Raw genomic sequence first — 16,732 nt, forward strand, 5'->3', positions numbered from 1 at the left:
TCAGCGGACGAGCTCGTGGACGGCCCAGCCGCCGGTCCTGGACCATCGAAGGAGCGGCGCGCCCTGCCACGAGGTCGTGAGCCAGACGTCGGTGAGCCGGTCGTCCTCGACATCGGGATCCGCCGCGGGGAGCCCTTCGACAGGGCGGCCGAGCGCGGCGAACTCGCCGCCGCCCAGGTGGCCTCGGCCGATGCCGACGAACAGGTGCCGCTCGTCGACGCGGACCGCCCCGGCCACCTTCGCCGCGCGACGGGCGACGTGGGGCACGAGGAGCAGCTCGGTGACGAGGGCAGGCAGCACGTCCGGCAGGTCGACGCCTTCGTCGGCGCCTCGGGGAGGACGGCGTGCGCGGCCCCTCGAGCGTGGCCCGAGCAGCGCCTCCCGGTGCCGCACTCCGTCGCCGGCGACGGTCGTCACCTCGACGGCGGCGACGCGTCCCCGGGGCAGGAGGAGGTCGAGGTCGTACGCCCCCTGGAGCCGCCCGACGTCGTGGGCGCGAGCCACCCCGCCCGTGATGTGCTCGAGCGCCAGCGCGGCGAACGACTCGTCGTCGCTCAGCCCGTCGAGCCGCTTCGGATCCGAACCCACGCACCAGAGGCTAGGCGCAGTCGCCGAGATCCTCGGACGGACAGGACATCCGGGGTGCCAGACCTGGCCACAGGGGGTGGGGCGTGTCGGGCTTGAACCGACGACCGACGGATTATGAGTCCGCTGCTCTGACCGACTGAGCTAACGCCCCTGGAAGCGACGCCGATTCTGTCACGCACCTTCCTGGGCCGATCGCGTGACCAGAGAGGCGCATGGGTTCTGCGATTCCTCTGGTGCGTCCGTGACCCATGGGGCACAATGGCGACCACAACCGGCGCCCGACGGCGCCCGAACAGTCACGCAGCACGGCACCCGCTCGACAGCACCACCAGGCCTCCACCACGTGCACCGGCGTTGGGGAAGACGTCCCTCGCACGCTGAAGGAGGCCAGGATGTCTGTCGCGATGCCGCGCACCGTCACGCGGGGAGTGGTGTACGTCCACTCGACCCCCAAGGCGCTGTGCCCGCACGTGGTCTGGGCCATCGAGGGTGTCCTCGGTGGCCGTGTCAGCGTCGACTGGACCGCCCAGCCCGCCGCACCCGGACTGGTGCGCACCGAGCTCAGCTGGGCGGGCGAGGCCGGTAGCGGCGCCCGCATCGCCTCGGCGCTGCGCGGGTGGGACAACCTTCGCTACGAGGTGACCGAGGAGCCGAGCCCGGGCTGCGACGGCTCGCGCTGGTCGCACACCCCGCGCCTGGGCATCCACCACACCTGGACGTCCGCGAGCGGTGACGCCGTCGTCAACGAGGACCGCCTGCGTGAGGTCGTCATGCTTGCCCAAGGCAGCCCCGAGGCGATGCAGGAGATGCTCGAGGAGCTGCTCGGCACGGAGTGGGACGAGGAGCTCGAGCCCTTCCGCTACGCCGGCGACGGTGCCCCGGTCCGCTGGCTCCACAAGGTGGGCTGAGCCGACACCGCGTCAGCGCAGCGGGTGGTCGAGGTCGACCAGCCGGTCGCCGAGGACGTCGCTGATGACCATCCACGCCGAGGGGGTCAGCAACTCACCGGCCACGAGGTAGAACTTGTCGGTCGAGGTGTCGACGACGAGGACGTCCTCGACCCAGGTGCCCCCCGTGACCGACGAGGTGAGGATCGTGTGGGTCGCGGCGAACGTGCCGATCGACCACGTCGTGTGTGACCACGACGCGTGGATCGGCGTCCCGGGAGGGGCCTGGGCCGCCACCATCCGGCGGAACGCCCGCCGCGTGCGCCAGGGCAGCGCGACGAACGCGTCGAGCGCGACGAGCACGCCGGCCACGAGGAGGGTCGAGAGCCCGAAGAGCCACGGGTTGCCCGGCCGGATCGGGCCGAGCACCCACTGGGCGGCGCCCGCGAGCACGAACCCGACGACCCACGTCGCGGCGAACGAGCGCCACACGACGGGGCGGCGCAGGTGCCGGCGGGTGGCCGCGCGGGCCTCCCGCTCGGCGACCTCGGTCGTCATCACGGTGCCGGTCTCGACGGCTCCACCGGCGGCGACGGGGACGGGCTGCTCGTTCACGCTCGAAACATAGCGAGGGGTGGTGCTGGCACGAGCCTGCTTCGCCGGGGTCGGACCGAACGGTGGAGGCCCCCGTGCGAGATCAGCGCGGGGGCCTCCACCGTTCGTCCGGCGGGCTCAGACGCTCTTGACGACGAGGGCGACGTTGTGGCCGCCGAAGCCGAAGGAGTTGTTCAGCGCCGCGATGTCGCCGTCGGGGAGGGTGCGGTGCTCCCCGCGCACGACGTCGAGGTCGATCTTGGGGTCGAAGTCGTCGATGTTGATGGCGGCCGGCGCGACGCGGTGGTGCACGGCCAGCACGGTGAGCAGTCCCTCGAGGGCGCCCGCCGCACCGAGCAGGTGTCCCGTCATCGACTTCGTGGCACTGACCGCCATCCCGTCGGCCGCCGCGCCGAAGGCCCGTCGGATGGCGTTGGCCTCGGCGACGTCGCCGACGGGCGTGGAGGTCGCGTGGGCGTTGACGTGGATGATGTCGGCGGGGGTCAGGCCGGCCCGCTCGACGGCCTCGACCATCGCCCGCGACGCACCGGCGCCCTCGGGCTCGGGTGCGGTGATGTGGTGTGCGTCGGCGGACATGCCGATCGAGGCGAACTCGGCGTAGATGCGGGCGCCGCGGGCCTTGGCGTGCTCGTACTCCTCGAGGACCATGACGCCCGCGCCCTCACCCATGACGAAGCCGTCACGGCCGGTGTCGTAGGGACGCGAGGCGGCGGCGGGGTCCTCGTTGCGGGTCGAGAGTGCCTGCATCTGGGCGAACCCGGCGAAGCAGATGGGGTGCGTGGCGGCCTCGGTGCCACCGGCGACGACCATGTCGGCGCGGCCGGCGCGGATCATGTCGTAGGCGGTGCCCATCGACTCCGCGCCCGACGCGCACGCCGAGACGGTCGTGTGCGCCCCGGCGCGCGCGCCGAGCATGAGCGAGACGTTGCCGGACGAGGTGTTCGGCATGAGCATCGGGACGGCGAGGGGGAAGACCCTGCGCAGCCCCTTCTCGCGCAGGATGTCCCACTGGTCGAGGAGGGTCCACACGCCACCGATGCCGGTGCCGATGGCCACGCCGAGGCGCTCGGGGTCGATCTCGGGGGAGCCGGCGTCCTCCATCGCCGCCTGCGCGGCGATGACCGCGTACTGGGCGCTGGGGTCCATCCGCCGGACCTGCACCTTGGAGAGCACCTCGCCCGGGTCCTGGGCGATGGTGCAGGCGAAGTGGACCGGCATCTCGTAGCGCTCGACCCACTCCTCGGGCAGCGGCTTGGCGCCCGAGCGGCCGGCGAGGACGCCCTCCCAGGTCTCGCCGATGGTGCCGCCGAGGGGCGTGGTGGCACCGAGGCCGGTCACGACGACGCGTCGATCGCTCATGGTCCTGCTGCTCCTTGTGGGACGTGGTCGTACGCGGGGGCGGTCCGCCCCCTCACCGACCCTAGGCCGCTTCGGGCCGGTCGGGGAGGGGGCGGGGGCGAGCGGTCGCTCAGCCCTGGTTGTTCGCGATGAAGCTGACGGCGTCGCCGACGGTGGTGAGGTTCTTGACCTCGTCGTCGGGGATGCGCACGCCGAACTTCTCCTCGGCGTTGACGACGATCGTCATCATCGACAGCGAGTCGATGTCGAGGTCGTCGGTGAAGGACTTGTCGGACTGGACCTCGGCCGGGTCCAGACCGGTCTCCTCGTTGACGATCTCGGCGAGGCCGGCGAGGATCTCCTGCTCGGACTGTGCCATGGTGCTCTCCTTCTTCTCGGGGACGTGTGTGTCGCGGTGGTGCTGGCCCGGGTGACCCGTGGGCCCACGGGAGCTACGGGATGACGACGACCTGCGCCGCGTACGACAGGCCCGCGCCGAACCCGATCTGGAGCGCGAGGCCGCCGCTCGGGATCTCACCCTTGCGGACCATGCGCTCCATCGCGAGCGGGACGGACGCGGCGGACGTGTTGCCGGTGTAGGCGATGTCGCGGGCGATCGCGATGCCGTCGGGCAGCTTCAGCTGCTTGGCCATCGCGTCGATGATGCGGACGTTCGCCTGGTGCGGGATGAACGCGTCGAGCTGGTCGGCGGTCACGCCGGCGGCGTCGAGGGCGCGCTGGGCGACCGGGGCCATGCCCCACACGGCCCACCGGAAGACGGTCTGGCCGGCCATCCCGATGTGCGGCCAGTCGAGCTTCTGCTCGTGGACGTCGATCCAGCTCTCGGTCTGGCTGATCGCCTCCCACTGCGCACCGTCCGAGCCCCACACGGTCGGGCCGATGCCGGGGGTGTCGGAGGGCCCGACGACCGCGGCGCCGGCTCCGTCGCCGAAGATGAAGGCCGTGCCGCGGTCGTCGCGGCTCGTGAAGTCCGAGAGCCGCTCGACGCCGACGACGAGCACGTGGCCGGCCGACCCGCCGCGGACCATGTCGGACGCGATCGCCAGGCCGTGGCAGTACCCGGCGCAGGCGGCGGAGATGTCGAACGCCGCGGCCTTGCTGCCGAGGGCCTCGGCGACGAGGGGGGCGGCCGCGGGCGTCTGGTAGGGCCAGCTGACGGTGGCGAGGACGACGGCGTCGAGGTCGTCGGCCGTGATCCCCGCCATCTCGAGGGCCGGTCGCGCGGCGAAGAGCGACATGTCGACGACCGACTCGCCCTCGCCGGCCCAGCGGCGCTCGATGATGCCGCTGCGCTCACGGATCCACTCGTCGGAGGAGTCGATCCGCTCGACGATCTCGGAGTTGGGGACGATCCGCCGCGGTCGGTAGCCGCCGACCCCGAGGATGCGCGCGTGCCGGCGGCCCTCGGCCGACCGCAGCGCCGAGGCGAAGCCCTTGGACGTCACGGTCATGCCGAGTGCTCCTCGATGAGGGTGCGGGCCGCGTCGAGGTCCTCGGGGGTCCTCACGGCGAGGAGCTCGACGCCCTTGAGGGCGCGCTTGGCGAGGCCGACGAGGGTGCCGGCCGGCGGCAGCTCGATGATGGCGGTGGCCCCCAGGGCGGCGAACCGCTCCATGCACAGGTCCCAGCGCACCGGGTTCGACACCTGGGCGACGATCCGGTCGAGGGCGTCGCGCCCCTCGGTGACGGCGGCGCCGTCGCGGTTGGAGACCAGCGTGATGCCGGGGTCGGAGACGTCGTGGTCGGCAGCGGCCGCGCGCAGCGCCTCGACGGCGGGCTGCATGTAGCGGGTGTGGAACGCCCCGGCCACCTTGAGCGGGATGACGCGCGCCTTGGCCGGCGGGTCGTCGGCCAGTGCCGCCAGGGCCGGGAGGGCGCCCGCGGCGACGACCTGGCCGGCGCCGTTGACGTTGGCGGGGGTGAGCCCGTGGCGCTCGATGGTCGCGAGGACGTCGTCCGGGTCGCCGCCGAGGACCGCGCTCATGCCGGTGGGGGTGGCGGCGCTGGCCTCGGCCATGGCCCGGCCGCGGAGGGCGACCAGGCTCATCGCGTCGCTCTCGCGCAGGACGCCGGCGCCGGCCGCCGCGGTGATCTCGCCGACCGAGTGGCCCGCGATCGCGCCGACGCCCTGCGTCGAGCCGAGGGCCCGCAGCGCCAGCAGGCCCGCGCCCACGAGGAGCGGCTGGGCGACGGCGGTGTCCTTGATCGTGTCCTCGTCGGAGACGGTGCCGTGGGCGACGAGGTCGACCCCCGCGGCGTCGGACAGCTCGGTCAGGTGCTCACGCGGGCCGGGGAGCTCGAGCCACGGGCTGAGGAAGCCCGGGGTCTGGGAGCCCTGGCCGGGGCAGACGATGACGATCACGGGTCCAGCCTGACGGTCCCGCCGTGACCGAACCGTGATGGGTGGGGACGAACCTCGACGGCCGGTTTTGGAGGGATCCTCCAAAACGTGCAGCGTTCAGGCGCGGGGTGTGGCGCGCGCCACGGGGCCGAGCCGGTGGACGGCGAGGGCCATCCGGACGGTGTCGGCGTCGTGCGGGTCCGTGAGGTCGTACCCGCACGCCCTGGTGATGCCGGCGAGGCGGTAGCGCACGGTGTTGGGGTGGACGATGAGCGCCCGTGCGGTGCCCTCGACGCCCTGCCCGCCGTCGAGCCAGGCCGCCGCCGTCTCGAGCAGGGTGCCGCCCGGGGAGTCGGCGAGCGGGCCGATGATGCGGGCCACGAGGGCACCGCGCGCCGGCAGGTCGCCGAGGAGGGCGCGCTCGGCGAGGAGGTCGTCGGCGTGGACGGGTCGGGGCGCCCCGGGCCAGGCCGGGGCGGCCGTGTGCCCGGAGATGGCGGCGCGGGCGCTCCGGCCCGCGGCGAACAGGTGCGGGACGGTCGGCCCGACGACGAGCGGGCCGTCTCCGAGGTGCTTGTCGAGGGCCGTCGCGAGCCCGAGGGCGTCCTCGACGCCACCGCCGATGCAGATGATCCGCGGTCCGTGGATGGCGACGAGCAGCTCGGCGCCGTGGCGCCGTGCGGCCCGGTGCAGGTCGGTGACGACCGGCGCGGGTGCTGCGCCCGGCGGCGTGGAGCCCACGACGACGACGACCCGCGTCACGGCGCCCCAGCCGAGCGCGGCCGCGCGCGACTGCATCGAGTCGTCGGCCTCACCGCGGATGACGGCGTCGACGACGAGCGACTCGAGCCGGGCGTCCCAGGCGCCGCGTGCCTCGGCCGCCTGGGCGTACACCTCGGCCGCGGAGAACGCGACCTCCCGGCTGTAGCGCAGCACGGCCTCGCGCGCGAGGTCGCCCTCTCCGGGCACGGCCAGCCCGGTGATCTCGCGCTCGACGACGCCGATGACGGTGCGCAGCAGGTCGAGGGTCTGCGCCAGGCTGATCGAGCGGGTCAGCTCGCGGGGGGCGGTGCCGAAGACGTCGGCCGTGACGGCGGGGCGCTCCTGGTCGCCGCCGAACCAGTCGAGGAAGCTGCTGATGCCCGCTTGGGCGACGAGCCCCACCCAGCTGCGGTTCTCGGCGGACAGGGCGCGGTACCACTCGTGGTCGGCCTCCATCTGCTGCACCGCGGCGGCGCCGAGGTCGCCCGCGGCCCTGGCCACGAGGGCGCGCGTGGCCTCGGAGGGCGTCCTCGCGTGCGTCGACATGGCGGCAGTCTATTTGTGCGCCCCGGACAACCGCGGAGGTCAGGTCGGACGGTCAGTCGGTGCCCGACTCCATCGCGGCACGGTCGAGCGCGTCGTCGTCGCCAGCCGCCACGAGTGGGTTGGCCGAGATCCGCTCGGCACCGCCCGGCTCGAGCTGACCGACGAGCTCGACGTGCCGGCGGCCGAGCTGGCCCTGCGCGGCGTACAGCTCGAGCTTGCTCCGGCTGTCGGCGATGTCGAGGTTGCGCATCGTCAGCTGGCCGATCCGGTCGACCGGGCCGAACGCGGCGTCCTCGACCCGCTCCATGGACAGCTTGTCGGGGTGGTAGCTGAAGTTCTCGCCGCGGGTGTCGACGACGGTGTAGTCGTCGCCGCGCCGCAGCCGCAGGGTGACCTGGCCGGTGACGGCCGAGGCGACCCAGCGCTGCAGCGACTCGCGCAGCATGAGGCTCTGCGGGTCGAGCCAACGGCCCTCGTAGAGGAGCCGGCCGAGCCGGCGGCCCTCGGCGTGGTAGTTCGCGATCGTGTCCTCGTTGTGCACCGCGTTGAGCAGCCGCTCGTACGCGATGTGGAGCAGCGCCATCCCCGGCGCCTCGTAGACGCCGCGCGACTTCGCCTCGATGATCCGGTTCTCGATCTGGTCCGACATCCCGAGGCCGTGGCGGCCCCCGACCCTGTTCGCCTCGTCGACGAGCGCGACGGGGTCGAGGTCGCGGCCGTTGACCGCCACCGGGCGCCCCTGGAGGAAGGTGACCGTGACGTCCTCGGTCTCGATGGCGACGGCGGGGTCCCAGAACCGCACGCCCATGATCGGCTCGACGACCTCCATCGACTCGTCGAGGTGCTCGAGCGTCTTCGCCTCGTGTGTCGCGCCCCAGATGTTCGCGTCGGTCGAGTACGCCTTCTCCTGGCTCGACCGGTAGGGGAGGGATCGCTCGGTGAGCCAGGCGCTCATCTCGTGCCGGCCCCCGAGCTCGGCGACGAAGTCCGCGTCCAGCCACGGCTTGTAGATGCGCAGGTTCGGGTTGGCGAGGAGGCCGTAGCGGTAGAACCGCTCGATGTCGTTGCCCTTGAAGGTCGACCCGTCTCCCCAGATCTCGACGTCGTCGGCATGCATGGCGCGCACGAGCAGGGTTCCGGTGACGGCCCGCCCGAGGGGGGTGGTGTTGAAGTACGTCCTGCCGCCGCTGCGGATGTGGAAGGCACCGCACGCGATGGCCGACAGGCCCTCCTCGACGAGGGCGCTGCGGCAGTCGACGAGTCGCGCGAGCTCTGCGCCGTACTGGCCGGCGCGGTCGGGGACCGTGTCGATCTCGGGCTCGTCGTACTGGCCGAGGTCGGCGGTGTACGTGCAGGGCACGGCGCCCTTCTCGCGCATCCACGCGACGGCCACGGAGGTGTCGAGACCACCGGAGAAGGCGATGCCGACGCGCTCGCCGACGGGGAGGGAGGTGAGGACCTTGGACACGATGTAAGAGTATACGGATCTCTGCATAAGTTCTAATCGGTCGCCGGCTGCTCGCCGAGTGGTCACCGAGGCGTCACGGCGTCGTCGGCCGGGGTTCGCCGGACCCTCCCTAGCGTCGAGCGCATGACCAGACCGACGTCAGGACTCGCCGTGACCGCTCTCGCCCTCGGCCTCGCCGTCGCCGCCGGACCCGCCGCCACCGCGGCCCCGGGCGCACCGACCTCAACGCCCCTCGCCGCCGCCCCCGCGCCGGCCGCCCGCTCGCTCGGCGAGCCGCTCGTCATCGCCCACCGCGGCGCCTCCGGGTACCGCCCCGAGCACACCCTCGCCGCCTACGAGCTGGCCGTCACCCAGGGCGCCGACGTCATCGAGCCCGACCTGACGATGACGCGCGACCGCGTCCTCGTCGCCCGGCACGAGCCGGAGATCGGTGGCACGACCGACGTCGTCACCCACCCCGAGTTCGCCGACCGCCGCACGACGAAGCAGGTCGACGGCACGGCGGTCACCGGCTGGTTCGTCGAGGACTTCACCCTCGCCGAGCTGAAGACGCTGCGCGCCGAGGAGCGGCTGCCGCTGCTCCGCCCGGGGAGCGCCCGGTACGACGGACGCTTCGAGGTGCCCACGTTCGAGGAGGTCCTCGACCTGCGCGCCCGGCTCACCCGCCAGTCGGGCCGGACCATCGGCGTCATCCCCGAGATCAAGCACTCCACCTTCCTCCACCGCGCGGGCCTGGACCCGGAGGCGGCGCTGGTCCGCGCGGTGACGCGCCACGGCCTCAACACCCGGAAGGCGCCGCTGTGGACGCAGTCCTTCGAGTGGACCCCGCTCGTCGACCTGCGCGAGCAGCACGGCTACCGCGCGCAGCTCGTCTTCCTCGCCACGAGCGGCGGCCCCTACGACCTGCGGGCGGCCGGGACGTCGCGCACCTACGCCGACATGCTGCGTCCCGAGAGCCTCGTCGAGCTGGCCCGCACCGTGGACGTCATCGGCGCCGAGAAGGGGCTGGTCATCCCGCGCCGCGCCGACGGGACCCTGGGGGAGCCGACCTCCCTCGTCGCCGACGCCCACGCCGCCGGCCTGGCCGTGACGCCGTGGACCTTCCGGGCCGAGAACCAGTTCCTTCCGGTGGACTACCGCGTCGGCACCGACCCGGCCGCGCACGGCCGCCTCGCCGACGAGGTCATCGCGTACCTGCGCACGGGCGTCGACGGCGTCTTCTGCGACCAGCCCGACCTGTGCGTCGAGGCCCGCGACCACGTCCTCGCCGAGGAGGGCGAGGGCGCCCGAGCCGCCGGCTGAGGACCACGAACCACCCGGAGCACCGGAACCTTCGGTGGGGCACCCCGAACTTCGGGGTGCCCCACCGAAGGTTCCGGCATCAGGCGGGAAAGTGGTGACGCCTGGGGTCAGGACGGGTCGAGGAGGTCCTCGACCCGGCGGACCTTGCCCTCGAGCATCCCGGTGTGGCCGGGTCGGATGTCGGCCTTGACGACGAGGGAGACCCGGTCGGCGCCGGCGCCCGTCATCGTGTCGACGCACCGCTTGAGCACGCCCATCACCTCGTCCCACTCACCCTCGACGTTGGTGAACATCGCGTTGGTCTCGTAGGGCAGGCCCGACTCGCGGACGACGCGGACGGCATCCGCGACGGCATCGGCGTAGGACCCGCCCTCGGCCGGTGCGGCCGGGGCGATCGAGAACGCCACGAGCATCAGCTGTCGCCGCCCTCGTTGCCGGACGACCCGGCGGTGACGTCGGAGAGCCGGTAGCGCCGGGCGGCCTCGGCCGGGGCCGAGCGGTCGACCTCGCCGCGGGCGGCGAGGGCCTGGAGCGCGCGCACCGCCATCGACGGGCCGTCGATGTGGAAGAACCGGCGAGCCGCCGGGCGGGTGTCGGAGAAGCCGAACCCGTCGGCGCCGAGCGAGGTGAAGTCGCCCGGGACCCACTGGGCGATCTGGTCCTGGACCGCGCGCATGTAGTCGGAGACCGCGACGACGGGGCCGGGGCGGCCGGTGAGCTTCTGGGTGACCCACGGCACCGGAGCCTCGGCCTCCGGGTCGAGGAACGCGGCCTCGTCGCAGCGCAGCCCGTCGCGGCGCAGCTCGTTCCACGACGTGACCGACCAGACGTCGGCGACGACGTGCCAGTCGTTGCGGAGCAGCTCCTGGGCCTCGAGGGCCCACGGCATCCCGACGCCCGACGCGAGCAGCTGGACCCGCGGCGCCTCGGACGTCAGGCCCTCGGTCGAGCCCTCGGCGTAGAGGTACATCCCACGCAGCAGGCCCTCGCGGTCGAGGTTCTCCGGCTCGGCGGGCTGGACCATCGGCTCGTTGTAGACGGTGAGGTAGTAGATGACGTTGCGCTGCTCGTCGGTGAGCGAGTCGTCGGTGCCGTACATGCGGTGCAGGCCGTCCTGCATGATGTGCGCGACCTCGTACGAGAACGCCGGGTCGTAGTGCACGACAGCGGGGTTCGTCGAGGCGAGCAGCGGGGAGTGGCCGTCGGCGTGCTGGAGCCCCTCGCCCGTGAGGGTGGTGCGGCCCGCGGTGGCGCCGATGAGGAAGCCCCGCGTCATCTGGTCGGCGGCGGCCCAGATCGAGTCGCCGGTGCGCTGGAACCCGAACATCGAGTAGAAGATGTAGATCGGGATCATCGGCTCGCCGTGCGTGGCGTAGCTCGAGCCCACGGCCGTGAACGCGGCCATCGAGCCCGCCTCGTTGATGCCGAGGTGGAGGATCTGCCCGTCCTTCGCCTCGCGGTAGGCGAGCATCAGCTCGGCGTCGACCGGCGTGTAGTTCTGGCCGTGCGGGTTGTAGATCTTGATCGTCGAGAAGAAGCTGTCCATCCCGAACGTGCGGGCCTCGTCGGGGATGATCGGCACGATCCGCTTGCCGAACTCCTTGTCGCGCATGAGGTCCTTGAGGAGGCGGACGAACGCCATCGTCGAGGCGACCTGCTGCTTGCCGGAGCCCTTCTTCACCTGGGCGTAGGCCGAGTCGTCGGGCAGGTGCACGGTGCCGTGCTTGACCCGCCGCTCGGGGACCCCGCCGCCGAGCTTGGCCCGGCGCTCGAGGGCGTACTGGATGACGTCGTCGTCGGCACCCGGGTGGTAGTACGGGGCGTTGTACGGGTCGCGCTCGAGCTGCTCGTCGCTGATCGGCAGGTTCAGGCTGTCGCGGAAGCTCTTGAGGTCGTCGAGGGTGAACTTCTTCATCTGGTGGGTCGCGTTGCGCCCGGCGAAGCTCTGGCCCAGCCCGTAGCCCTTGATCGTCTTCGCGAGGATGACGGTGGGCTGGCCGGTGTGCTCGAGGGCCCCCTTGTAGGCCGCGTACACCTTGCGGTAGTCGTGTCCGCCGCGCTTGAGCTTCCACCAGATGTCCTCGTCGGACCAGTCGGCGACGAGCTTGCGGGTGCGCGGGTCGCGGTCGAAGAAGTGGTCGCGGACGTACTTGCCGTCGTTGGCGCGGAAGGTCTGGTAGTCGCCGTCGGACGTGGAGTTCATGAGGTGGACGAGCGCGCCGTCGCCGTCGGCGGCGAGGAGCGGGTCCCAGCCGCGGCCCCACACGACCTTGATGACGTTCCAGCCGGCGCCGCGGAAGAACGCCTCGAGCTCCTGGATGATCTTGCCGTTGCCGCGCACCGGGCCGTCGAGCCGCTGGAGGTTGCAGTTGACGACGAAGGTGAGGTTGTCGAGCTCCTCCTGCGCCGCGAGCTGGAGCAGGCCGCGCGACTCGGGCTCGTCCATCTCGCCGTCGCCGAGGTAGGCCCACACGTGCTGGTCGCTCGTGTCCTTGACGCCCCGGTTGTGGAGGTACTTGTTGAACTGCGCCTGGTAGATCGCGTTCATCGGCCCGATGCCCATCGAGACGGTCGGGAACTCCCAGAAGTCGGGCATGAGGCGCGGGTGGGGGTAGCTCGGCAGGGCGAGGGGCGAGCCGTTGACGAGGTGCGACTTCTCCTGGCGGAAGCCGTCGAGGCGGTCCTCGCTGATCCGGCCCTCGAGGAAGGCGCGGGCGTACATGCCGGGGGAGGCGTGGCCCTGGAAGAACACCGAGTCGCCACCGCCGGGGTGGTCCTTGCCGCGGAAGAAGTGGTTGAAGCCGACCTCGTACAGGGTCGCCGCCGAGGCGTAGGTCGAGATGTGGCCGCCGACACCGATGCCGGGGCGCTGGGCGCGGTGGACGATCATCGCGGCGTTCCAGCGCAGGTAGGCGCGGAACCGGCGCTCGACGTCCTCGTCGCCCGGGAACCACGGCTCCTGCTCGGGGCTGATCGTGTTGACGTAGTCGGTCGTCGTCAGGGAGGGGACGCCCACCTGCATCGCCCGTGCGCGCTCGAGCATGCGGAGCATGAGGTAGCGCGCGCGCATCCGGCCCGGTCCGTCGATGACGGCGTCGAGGCTGTCGAGCCACTCCTGGGTCTCCGCCGGGTCGATGTCCGGCAGGTGCGTCGGGATGCCGTTGAGGATGGGACCGACGTCTTCGCGGGAGGCCACGCGCTCGTCCTTTCGCCAGTGACGGTCGCGCCGGGTGGGGCGCGTCTCACGCCCATCTTTCACCCACGGGGTCCCGGGCGCCCAATCCGGATCAGGCTACTGACCGGTATGCGGAGCGTGGGGTCAGGAGGTCACGCGGTCGGGCCGGCTGTAGACCGAGAACCGCGGGGCCCGCGCGAACGCCACGAGGGTGATGCCGGCCTCGGTGGCGAGGTCGACGGCGAGCGAGCTGGGCGCCCCGACCGCGACCACCGCCGGGACACCGGCCATCGCGGCCTTCTGGACGATCTCGAAGCTGGCGCGCGCACTGACCACGAGAACGGTTGCCGCGAAGGGCAGCTCGCGGTCACGGGAGGCCGCGCCGACGACCTTGTCGACGGCGTTGTGCCGCCCGACGTCCTCCCTGACGACGAGGAGCTCGCCGGAGGACGCGGCGAGGCCGGCGGCGTGCACGCCTCCGGTGCGCTCGAAGACGGGCTGGCGCGCGCGGAGGGCGTCGGGCAGGCCGGCGACGACGGCCGGGTCGAGGGTGAGGGTGTCGGCCGCCGTGTCGAACCTCGACCGGGTGCGCACGTCGTCGACCGACGCCGAGCCGCAGACGCCGCACGCGCTCGTCATCGCCTCGGTGCGCTCGCGGGGCCGCTCGTGGAGGTGGGCGCCGGGCGCGAGGGTCAGCTCGACGACGTTGAAGGTCGGTGAGCCGTCCTCGTCGACGTCGGTGCAGTGCATCATCGTCGCGACCTCGTCGGCGCGGTGCAGGAGCCCCTCGGTGAGGAGGTGGCCCAGGGCGAGGTCGAAGTCGTCGCCGGGGGTGCGCATCGTCGTCGTCAGCGGGTCGGGGCCCAGCCGGATCTCGAGCGGCTCCTCGACGGCGACGGTGTCGGGGCGCACGAGCGAGTCGCCGCGCTCGACGTCGAAGCGCGTGCGCGGCACCCGCGTCGTCACCCGTCCCACGCGCTCATGGAAGCACACGGCGGCCCGACGTCGAAGAGTCCACGGACCGTCCGTCCCGTGGACGGGCCTGGTGCGATGCTCGACCTTCCGGCACCAGGCGGGGAAGTCGGCGCCGCGGCCCGCACCGCGATCGACCCCACGGGACCTCGTGCAGACTGTGGCCATGGCCGACAGCGACCCTGCGCCGCACCCACCAGAGCACCACGCCCCCACCCAGCACCCCACTCCGGCGCCCGTCGTCACCCTCCACGGCGGCGACCTGGCGTGGCGCCCGGTCTCGCCGGCACTCGCGCGCGTCCGGCTCATCGTCCTCGCCGCCCTCCTCGTCCCGCCGACGCTGGCGGCCCTGGTCATCGGCGTCCTCGTGACGCGCTGGGCGCTCCTCGGGCTCGTCGCCGTCGCCGTGGCGGGGCTCTGGGGCGCGTGGCTCGTCGGTCGCCAGGTCGGCGCCATCTCGTGGGTCGAGCTCGACGAGGAGATCGTCATCCGCAAGGGGCGGCTGTTCCGCTCGCTCGTCAGCGTCCCGTACGGACGGCTGCAGTACGTCGACATCCAGTCCGGCCCGCTGGCGCGCGCCCACGGGATCGCGTCGTGCGAGATCCACACCGCCTCGCCCGAGAGCGGCGGGTCGATCCCGGGGCTGCCCGTCGACGAGGCCGAGGCGCTGCGGACGCGGCTGTCCGCCCGCGGCGAGGCCCAGCGGGCGGGTCTGTGAGCGAACCGGTCGCACCGGCCCCGCGGGCACGGGTGGGGGAGTGGCAGCGGATGCACCCGCTGTCGCCGCTGCTGCGCGGCGGCGTCGTCCTCCTCGCGATCCTCGGCTACGCCCTCTCCCAGCTCGCCGACCGCGTCCTCGACGGATGGGGGCTGGGCTGGGTCACCGGTGGTGACCCCGAGGAGCCCGGCGACCCGACGGCCGCCGCGATCGTCGGTCACCCGCTCGTCGCGGTGGGGCTGGCCGTCCTGCTCGTGGCCGTCGTCGCCGCCGTCAACGTCGTCGCGTGGCGGTTCACCCGCTTCCGGGTGGCCCCGCACCAGGTCGAGCTGCGCCAGGGCGTGCTGTTCCGGCAGCACCGTCAGGTCCCCTTCGAGCGGGTGCAGGCCGTCGAGCTGTCCCGACCCCTCCTCGCCCGCCTCCTCGGTCTCGCGCAGGTCGTCGTCCAGTCGGCGGGCGGGTCGGACTCGCAGCTGACCCTCTCCTTCCTCCCCCTGCCGCGCGCCGAGCAGCTGCGCGACGAGCTCCTCGCCCGGGCCGGCCGCGGCGACGAGGCCGGCCCGGGCCACGACGTCGACGAAGCGCCCGTCGAGGCCCGCGGCGCGGTGCTCGCGGTGCCCAACGGGCGGCTGTTCGTCGCGACGATCCTCCACGGCTCGACGATCTTCCTCGGCGTCGTCGCCGTGGCCGCCCTCCTCGGCGCCGGGCTGGAGCGGTTCGGGGCGGTCACCCTCGTCAGCCTCCCGGCGATGCTGCCGGTCGTCTTCGGCATCGGCATGAACCGCGTCAAGGAGCTGCTCGTCCACGGCAACTTCCGGGTCGCCGACACCGGTGGCGGCGTGCGAATCCAGCAGGGTCTCACCGACCTGCGGGCCACGACGATACCGCTGCACCGGGTCCAGGCGTTCGAGGTGCTCCAGCCGCTCTGGTGGCGGCCCCTCGGCTGGTGGCGGATCCGGGTCAACGTCGCGGGCAGCCCCTCCGGCGGCGACGACGAGGCCCGCGGAGAGACCGTCCTGCTCCCCGTCGGGACCTTCGAGGAGGTCCTCGCCGTCCTCGACGTCGTGGCTCCGCAGGTCACCCGTCAGGCCTGGTTCGACGCCACCCACGGAGAGGGGGGCGAGCCGGGATGGGGCGCGGCCTCACCTCGCGCCCGGCGCCTCGACCCGCTGTCCTGGCGGCGCAACGCGTGGCGGCTCGAGCCGGCCGTCGTCCTCCTGCGGACCGGCCGCCTCAGCCGCAGTGCCGTCGCGGTCCCGCTCGCCCGCATCCAGTCGACGACGCTGCGCCAGGGGTGGCTCGACCTGCGCCTGCGCCTGGCCGCGGTCCACGTCATCCCTGCCCCAGGGCCGGTCTCGCCGGTCCTCGAGCACCTCGACGTCGCCGACGCCGAGGCGTTCCTCGCGACCGTCGGCGCCCGGGCCCGGGAGGCCCGTCGGCACCGGCGCGTCGTCACCACATCGCTTGCAGACGAGCCGCCCCGGTTGGTCAACTGGTCCCAGCAGCCGCAGGGTCCAGCCGAGAACGAGAGGCCGTGATAGCCGTGAACACCCCCGCTCCGCCCCCGGTCGACCCCGGGTCGACCGGTTCCGGAGCCGCCCAGCGGCTCGGGTTCGCCCCCGAACAGGTGGTCCAGGAGTTCGGCTACGACGCCGACGTCGACGACGCGTTCCGCTTCGCGGTCGAGGACGTGTGCGGCGCCGAGATCGAGGACGACGACTACACGGGCGTCGCGGACGCCGTCCTCCTGTGGTGGCGCGACGGGGACGGCGACCTCGGCGACGCGCTCGTCGACATGGTGGGGGTCCTCGAGGACGGCGGCTTCGTCGTCCTCCTCACCCCCAAGGCCCATGGTGAGGAGGTCGACGCCAGCGAGATCGAGGAGGCCGCCGTCACGGCCGGGCTGCACGCCGCCGGGAGCTTCAACCCGTCGAGCGAGTGGCGGGCCCACAAGCTCGTCGCCCCCCGGAGCAAGGCCCGGCGCTGACACCCTGACCCT

At 73.0% G+C, this 16,732-nt stretch carries 16 protein-coding genes and 1 tRNA gene; 5 read left to right on the plus strand and 12 right to left on the minus strand.

Annotated elements, in window-relative coordinates; all coding sequences use genetic code 11:
• Together ACK8HX_RS16440 and ACK8HX_RS16445 are read right to left on the minus strand one after the other, a co-directional pair.
• The gene (locus ACK8HX_RS16440; RefSeq protein WP_411941796.1) at window positions 1-588 is read right to left on the minus strand and encodes a hypothetical protein; all 588 of its coding nucleotides are present in this window, start codon (window positions 586-588) and stop codon (window positions 1-3) included.
• A gap of 77 nt (window positions 589-665) precedes the next feature.
• Window positions 666-739: transfer RNA gene (locus ACK8HX_RS16445), tRNA-Ile, on the minus strand.
• 241 nt (window positions 740-980) lie between these two features.
• On the opposite strand from ACK8HX_RS16445, the gene ACK8HX_RS16450 reads away from it, so the two are divergent.
• Window positions 981-1,496: a DUF3145 domain-containing protein gene (locus tag ACK8HX_RS16450; RefSeq protein ID WP_411941797.1), complete on the plus strand. Its 516-nt coding sequence runs from the start codon at window positions 981-983 to the stop codon at window positions 1,494-1,496.
• A 12-nt stretch (window positions 1,497-1,508) separates the two neighbouring features.
• On the opposite strand, the gene ACK8HX_RS16455 is transcribed toward ACK8HX_RS16450, so the two are convergent.
• From ACK8HX_RS16455 to argG, 7 genes are all read right to left on the minus strand, one after another.
• Entirely contained in the window at window positions 1,509-2,090 is a 582-nt protein-coding gene (locus ACK8HX_RS16455; RefSeq protein WP_411941798.1) for a hypothetical protein, read from the minus strand.
• Between the two features lie 117 nt (window positions 2,091-2,207).
• Window positions 2,208-3,449 carry a beta-ketoacyl-ACP synthase II gene (fabF, locus tag ACK8HX_RS16460; protein ID WP_411941799.1) on the minus strand — a complete coding sequence of 414 codons (1,242 nt, stop codon included), beginning with the start codon at window positions 3,447-3,449 and terminating at the stop codon, window positions 2,208-2,210.
• A 109-nt stretch (window positions 3,450-3,558) separates the two neighbouring features.
• Window positions 3,559-3,807, minus strand: coding sequence for an acyl carrier protein (locus tag ACK8HX_RS16465; protein WP_411941800.1), 249 nt, complete (start codon window positions 3,805-3,807; stop codon window positions 3,559-3,561).
• A gap of 73 nt (window positions 3,808-3,880) precedes the next feature.
• Window positions 3,881-4,900, minus strand: a complete 1,020-nt coding sequence (locus ACK8HX_RS16470) for a beta-ketoacyl-ACP synthase III (RefSeq protein WP_411941801.1) — start codon at window positions 4,898-4,900, stop codon at window positions 3,881-3,883.
• A complete protein-coding gene (locus ACK8HX_RS16475) occupies window positions 4,897-5,811 on the minus strand; it encodes an ACP S-malonyltransferase (protein ID WP_411941802.1) in 915 nt (304 codons plus the stop codon). The genes ACK8HX_RS16470 and ACK8HX_RS16475 overlap by 4 nt, the downstream gene beginning before the upstream one ends.
• A gap of 96 nt (window positions 5,812-5,907) precedes the next feature.
• Window positions 5,908-7,098, minus strand: a complete 1,191-nt coding sequence (locus tag ACK8HX_RS16480) for a PucR family transcriptional regulator (protein ID WP_411941803.1) — start codon at window positions 7,096-7,098, stop codon at window positions 5,908-5,910.
• A 52-nt stretch (window positions 7,099-7,150) separates the two neighbouring features.
• On the minus strand, window positions 7,151-8,566 hold the full coding sequence (gene argG / locus ACK8HX_RS16485; RefSeq protein WP_411941804.1) for an argininosuccinate synthase: 1,416 nt from the start codon (window positions 8,564-8,566) through the stop codon (window positions 7,151-7,153).
• 123 nt (window positions 8,567-8,689) lie between these two features.
• Between argG and ACK8HX_RS16490 the strand changes: the two genes are divergently transcribed.
• Window positions 8,690-9,868, plus strand: coding sequence for a glycerophosphodiester phosphodiesterase family protein (locus tag ACK8HX_RS16490; protein WP_411941805.1), 1,179 nt, complete (start codon window positions 8,690-8,692; stop codon window positions 9,866-9,868).
• A gap of 107 nt (window positions 9,869-9,975) precedes the next feature.
• Here ACK8HX_RS16490 and ACK8HX_RS16495 read toward each other — a convergent pair whose 3' ends face one another.
• The 3 genes from ACK8HX_RS16495 to fdhD form a co-directional block, all read right to left on the minus strand.
• A complete protein-coding gene (locus ACK8HX_RS16495; protein ID WP_411941806.1) occupies window positions 9,976-10,281 on the minus strand; it encodes a thiamine-binding protein in 306 nt (101 codons plus the stop codon).
• Entirely contained in the window at window positions 10,281-13,064 is a 2,784-nt protein-coding gene (gene aceE / locus ACK8HX_RS16500) for a pyruvate dehydrogenase (acetyl-transferring), homodimeric type (protein ID WP_411941807.1), read from the minus strand. The genes ACK8HX_RS16495 and aceE overlap by 1 nt, the downstream gene beginning before the upstream one ends.
• Before the next feature lie 123 nt (window positions 13,065-13,187).
• Window positions 13,188-14,018, minus strand: a complete 831-nt coding sequence (gene fdhD, locus ACK8HX_RS16505) for a formate dehydrogenase accessory sulfurtransferase FdhD (RefSeq protein WP_411941808.1) — start codon at window positions 14,016-14,018, stop codon at window positions 13,188-13,190.
• Between the two features lie 163 nt (window positions 14,019-14,181).
• On the opposite strand from fdhD, the gene ACK8HX_RS16510 reads away from it, so the two are divergent.
• Genes ACK8HX_RS16510 through ACK8HX_RS16520 form a run of 3 tightly spaced genes read left to right on the plus strand, consistent with a single transcriptional unit; the run spans window position 14,182 to window position 16,720 of the window.
• A complete protein-coding gene (locus ACK8HX_RS16510) occupies window positions 14,182-14,733 on the plus strand; it encodes a PH domain-containing protein (protein WP_411941809.1) in 552 nt (183 codons plus the stop codon).
• Window positions 14,730-16,271 (plus strand): PH domain-containing protein, encoded by a 1,542-nt coding sequence (locus tag ACK8HX_RS16515; RefSeq protein WP_411941810.1) that lies wholly within the window; start codon window positions 14,730-14,732, stop codon window positions 16,269-16,271. The genes ACK8HX_RS16510 and ACK8HX_RS16515 overlap by 4 nt, the downstream gene beginning before the upstream one ends.
• Entirely contained in the window at window positions 16,268-16,720 is a 453-nt protein-coding gene (locus tag ACK8HX_RS16520) for a DUF3052 domain-containing protein (protein ID WP_411941811.1), read from the plus strand. Before ACK8HX_RS16515 ends, ACK8HX_RS16520 begins: the two co-directional genes overlap by 4 nt.
• The last annotated feature ends 12 nt before the right edge of the window (window positions 16,721-16,732 follow it).

Origin of the sequence: Oryzobacter faecalis (assembly GCF_046764005.1) — a bacterium.
Taxonomy (GTDB): Bacteria; Actinomycetota; Actinomycetes; order Actinomycetales; family Dermatophilaceae; genus Oryzobacter; species Oryzobacter faecalis.

Bases quoted from the DNA above. Each gene is read 5' to 3' on its own strand.
- ACK8HX_RS16480 (WP_411941803.1), bottom strand. From the start codon at position 7,098: ATGTCGACGCACGCGAGGACGCCCTCCGAGGCCACGCGCGCCCTCGTG.
- ACK8HX_RS16495 (WP_411941806.1), bottom strand. From the start codon at position 10,281: ATGCTCGTGGCGTTCTCGATCGCCCCGGCCGCACCGGCCGAGGGCGGG.
- ACK8HX_RS16465 (WP_411941800.1), bottom strand. From the start codon at position 3,807: ATGGCACAGTCCGAGCAGGAGATCCTCGCCGGCCTCGCCGAGATCGTC.
- ACK8HX_RS16450 (WP_411941797.1), top strand. From the start codon at position 981: ATGTCTGTCGCGATGCCGCGCACCGTCACGCGGGGAGTGGTGTACGTC.
- ACK8HX_RS16510 (WP_411941809.1), top strand. From the start codon at position 14,182: ATGGCCGACAGCGACCCTGCGCCGCACCCACCAGAGCACCACGCCCCC.
- ACK8HX_RS16490 (WP_411941805.1), top strand. From the start codon at position 8,690: ATGACCAGACCGACGTCAGGACTCGCCGTGACCGCTCTCGCCCTCGGC.
- ACK8HX_RS16470 (WP_411941801.1), bottom strand. From the start codon at position 4,900: ATGACCGTGACGTCCAAGGGCTTCGCCTCGGCGCTGCGGTCGGCCGAG.
- fabF (WP_411941799.1), bottom strand. From the start codon at position 3,449: ATGAGCGATCGACGCGTCGTCGTGACCGGCCTCGGTGCCACCACGCCC.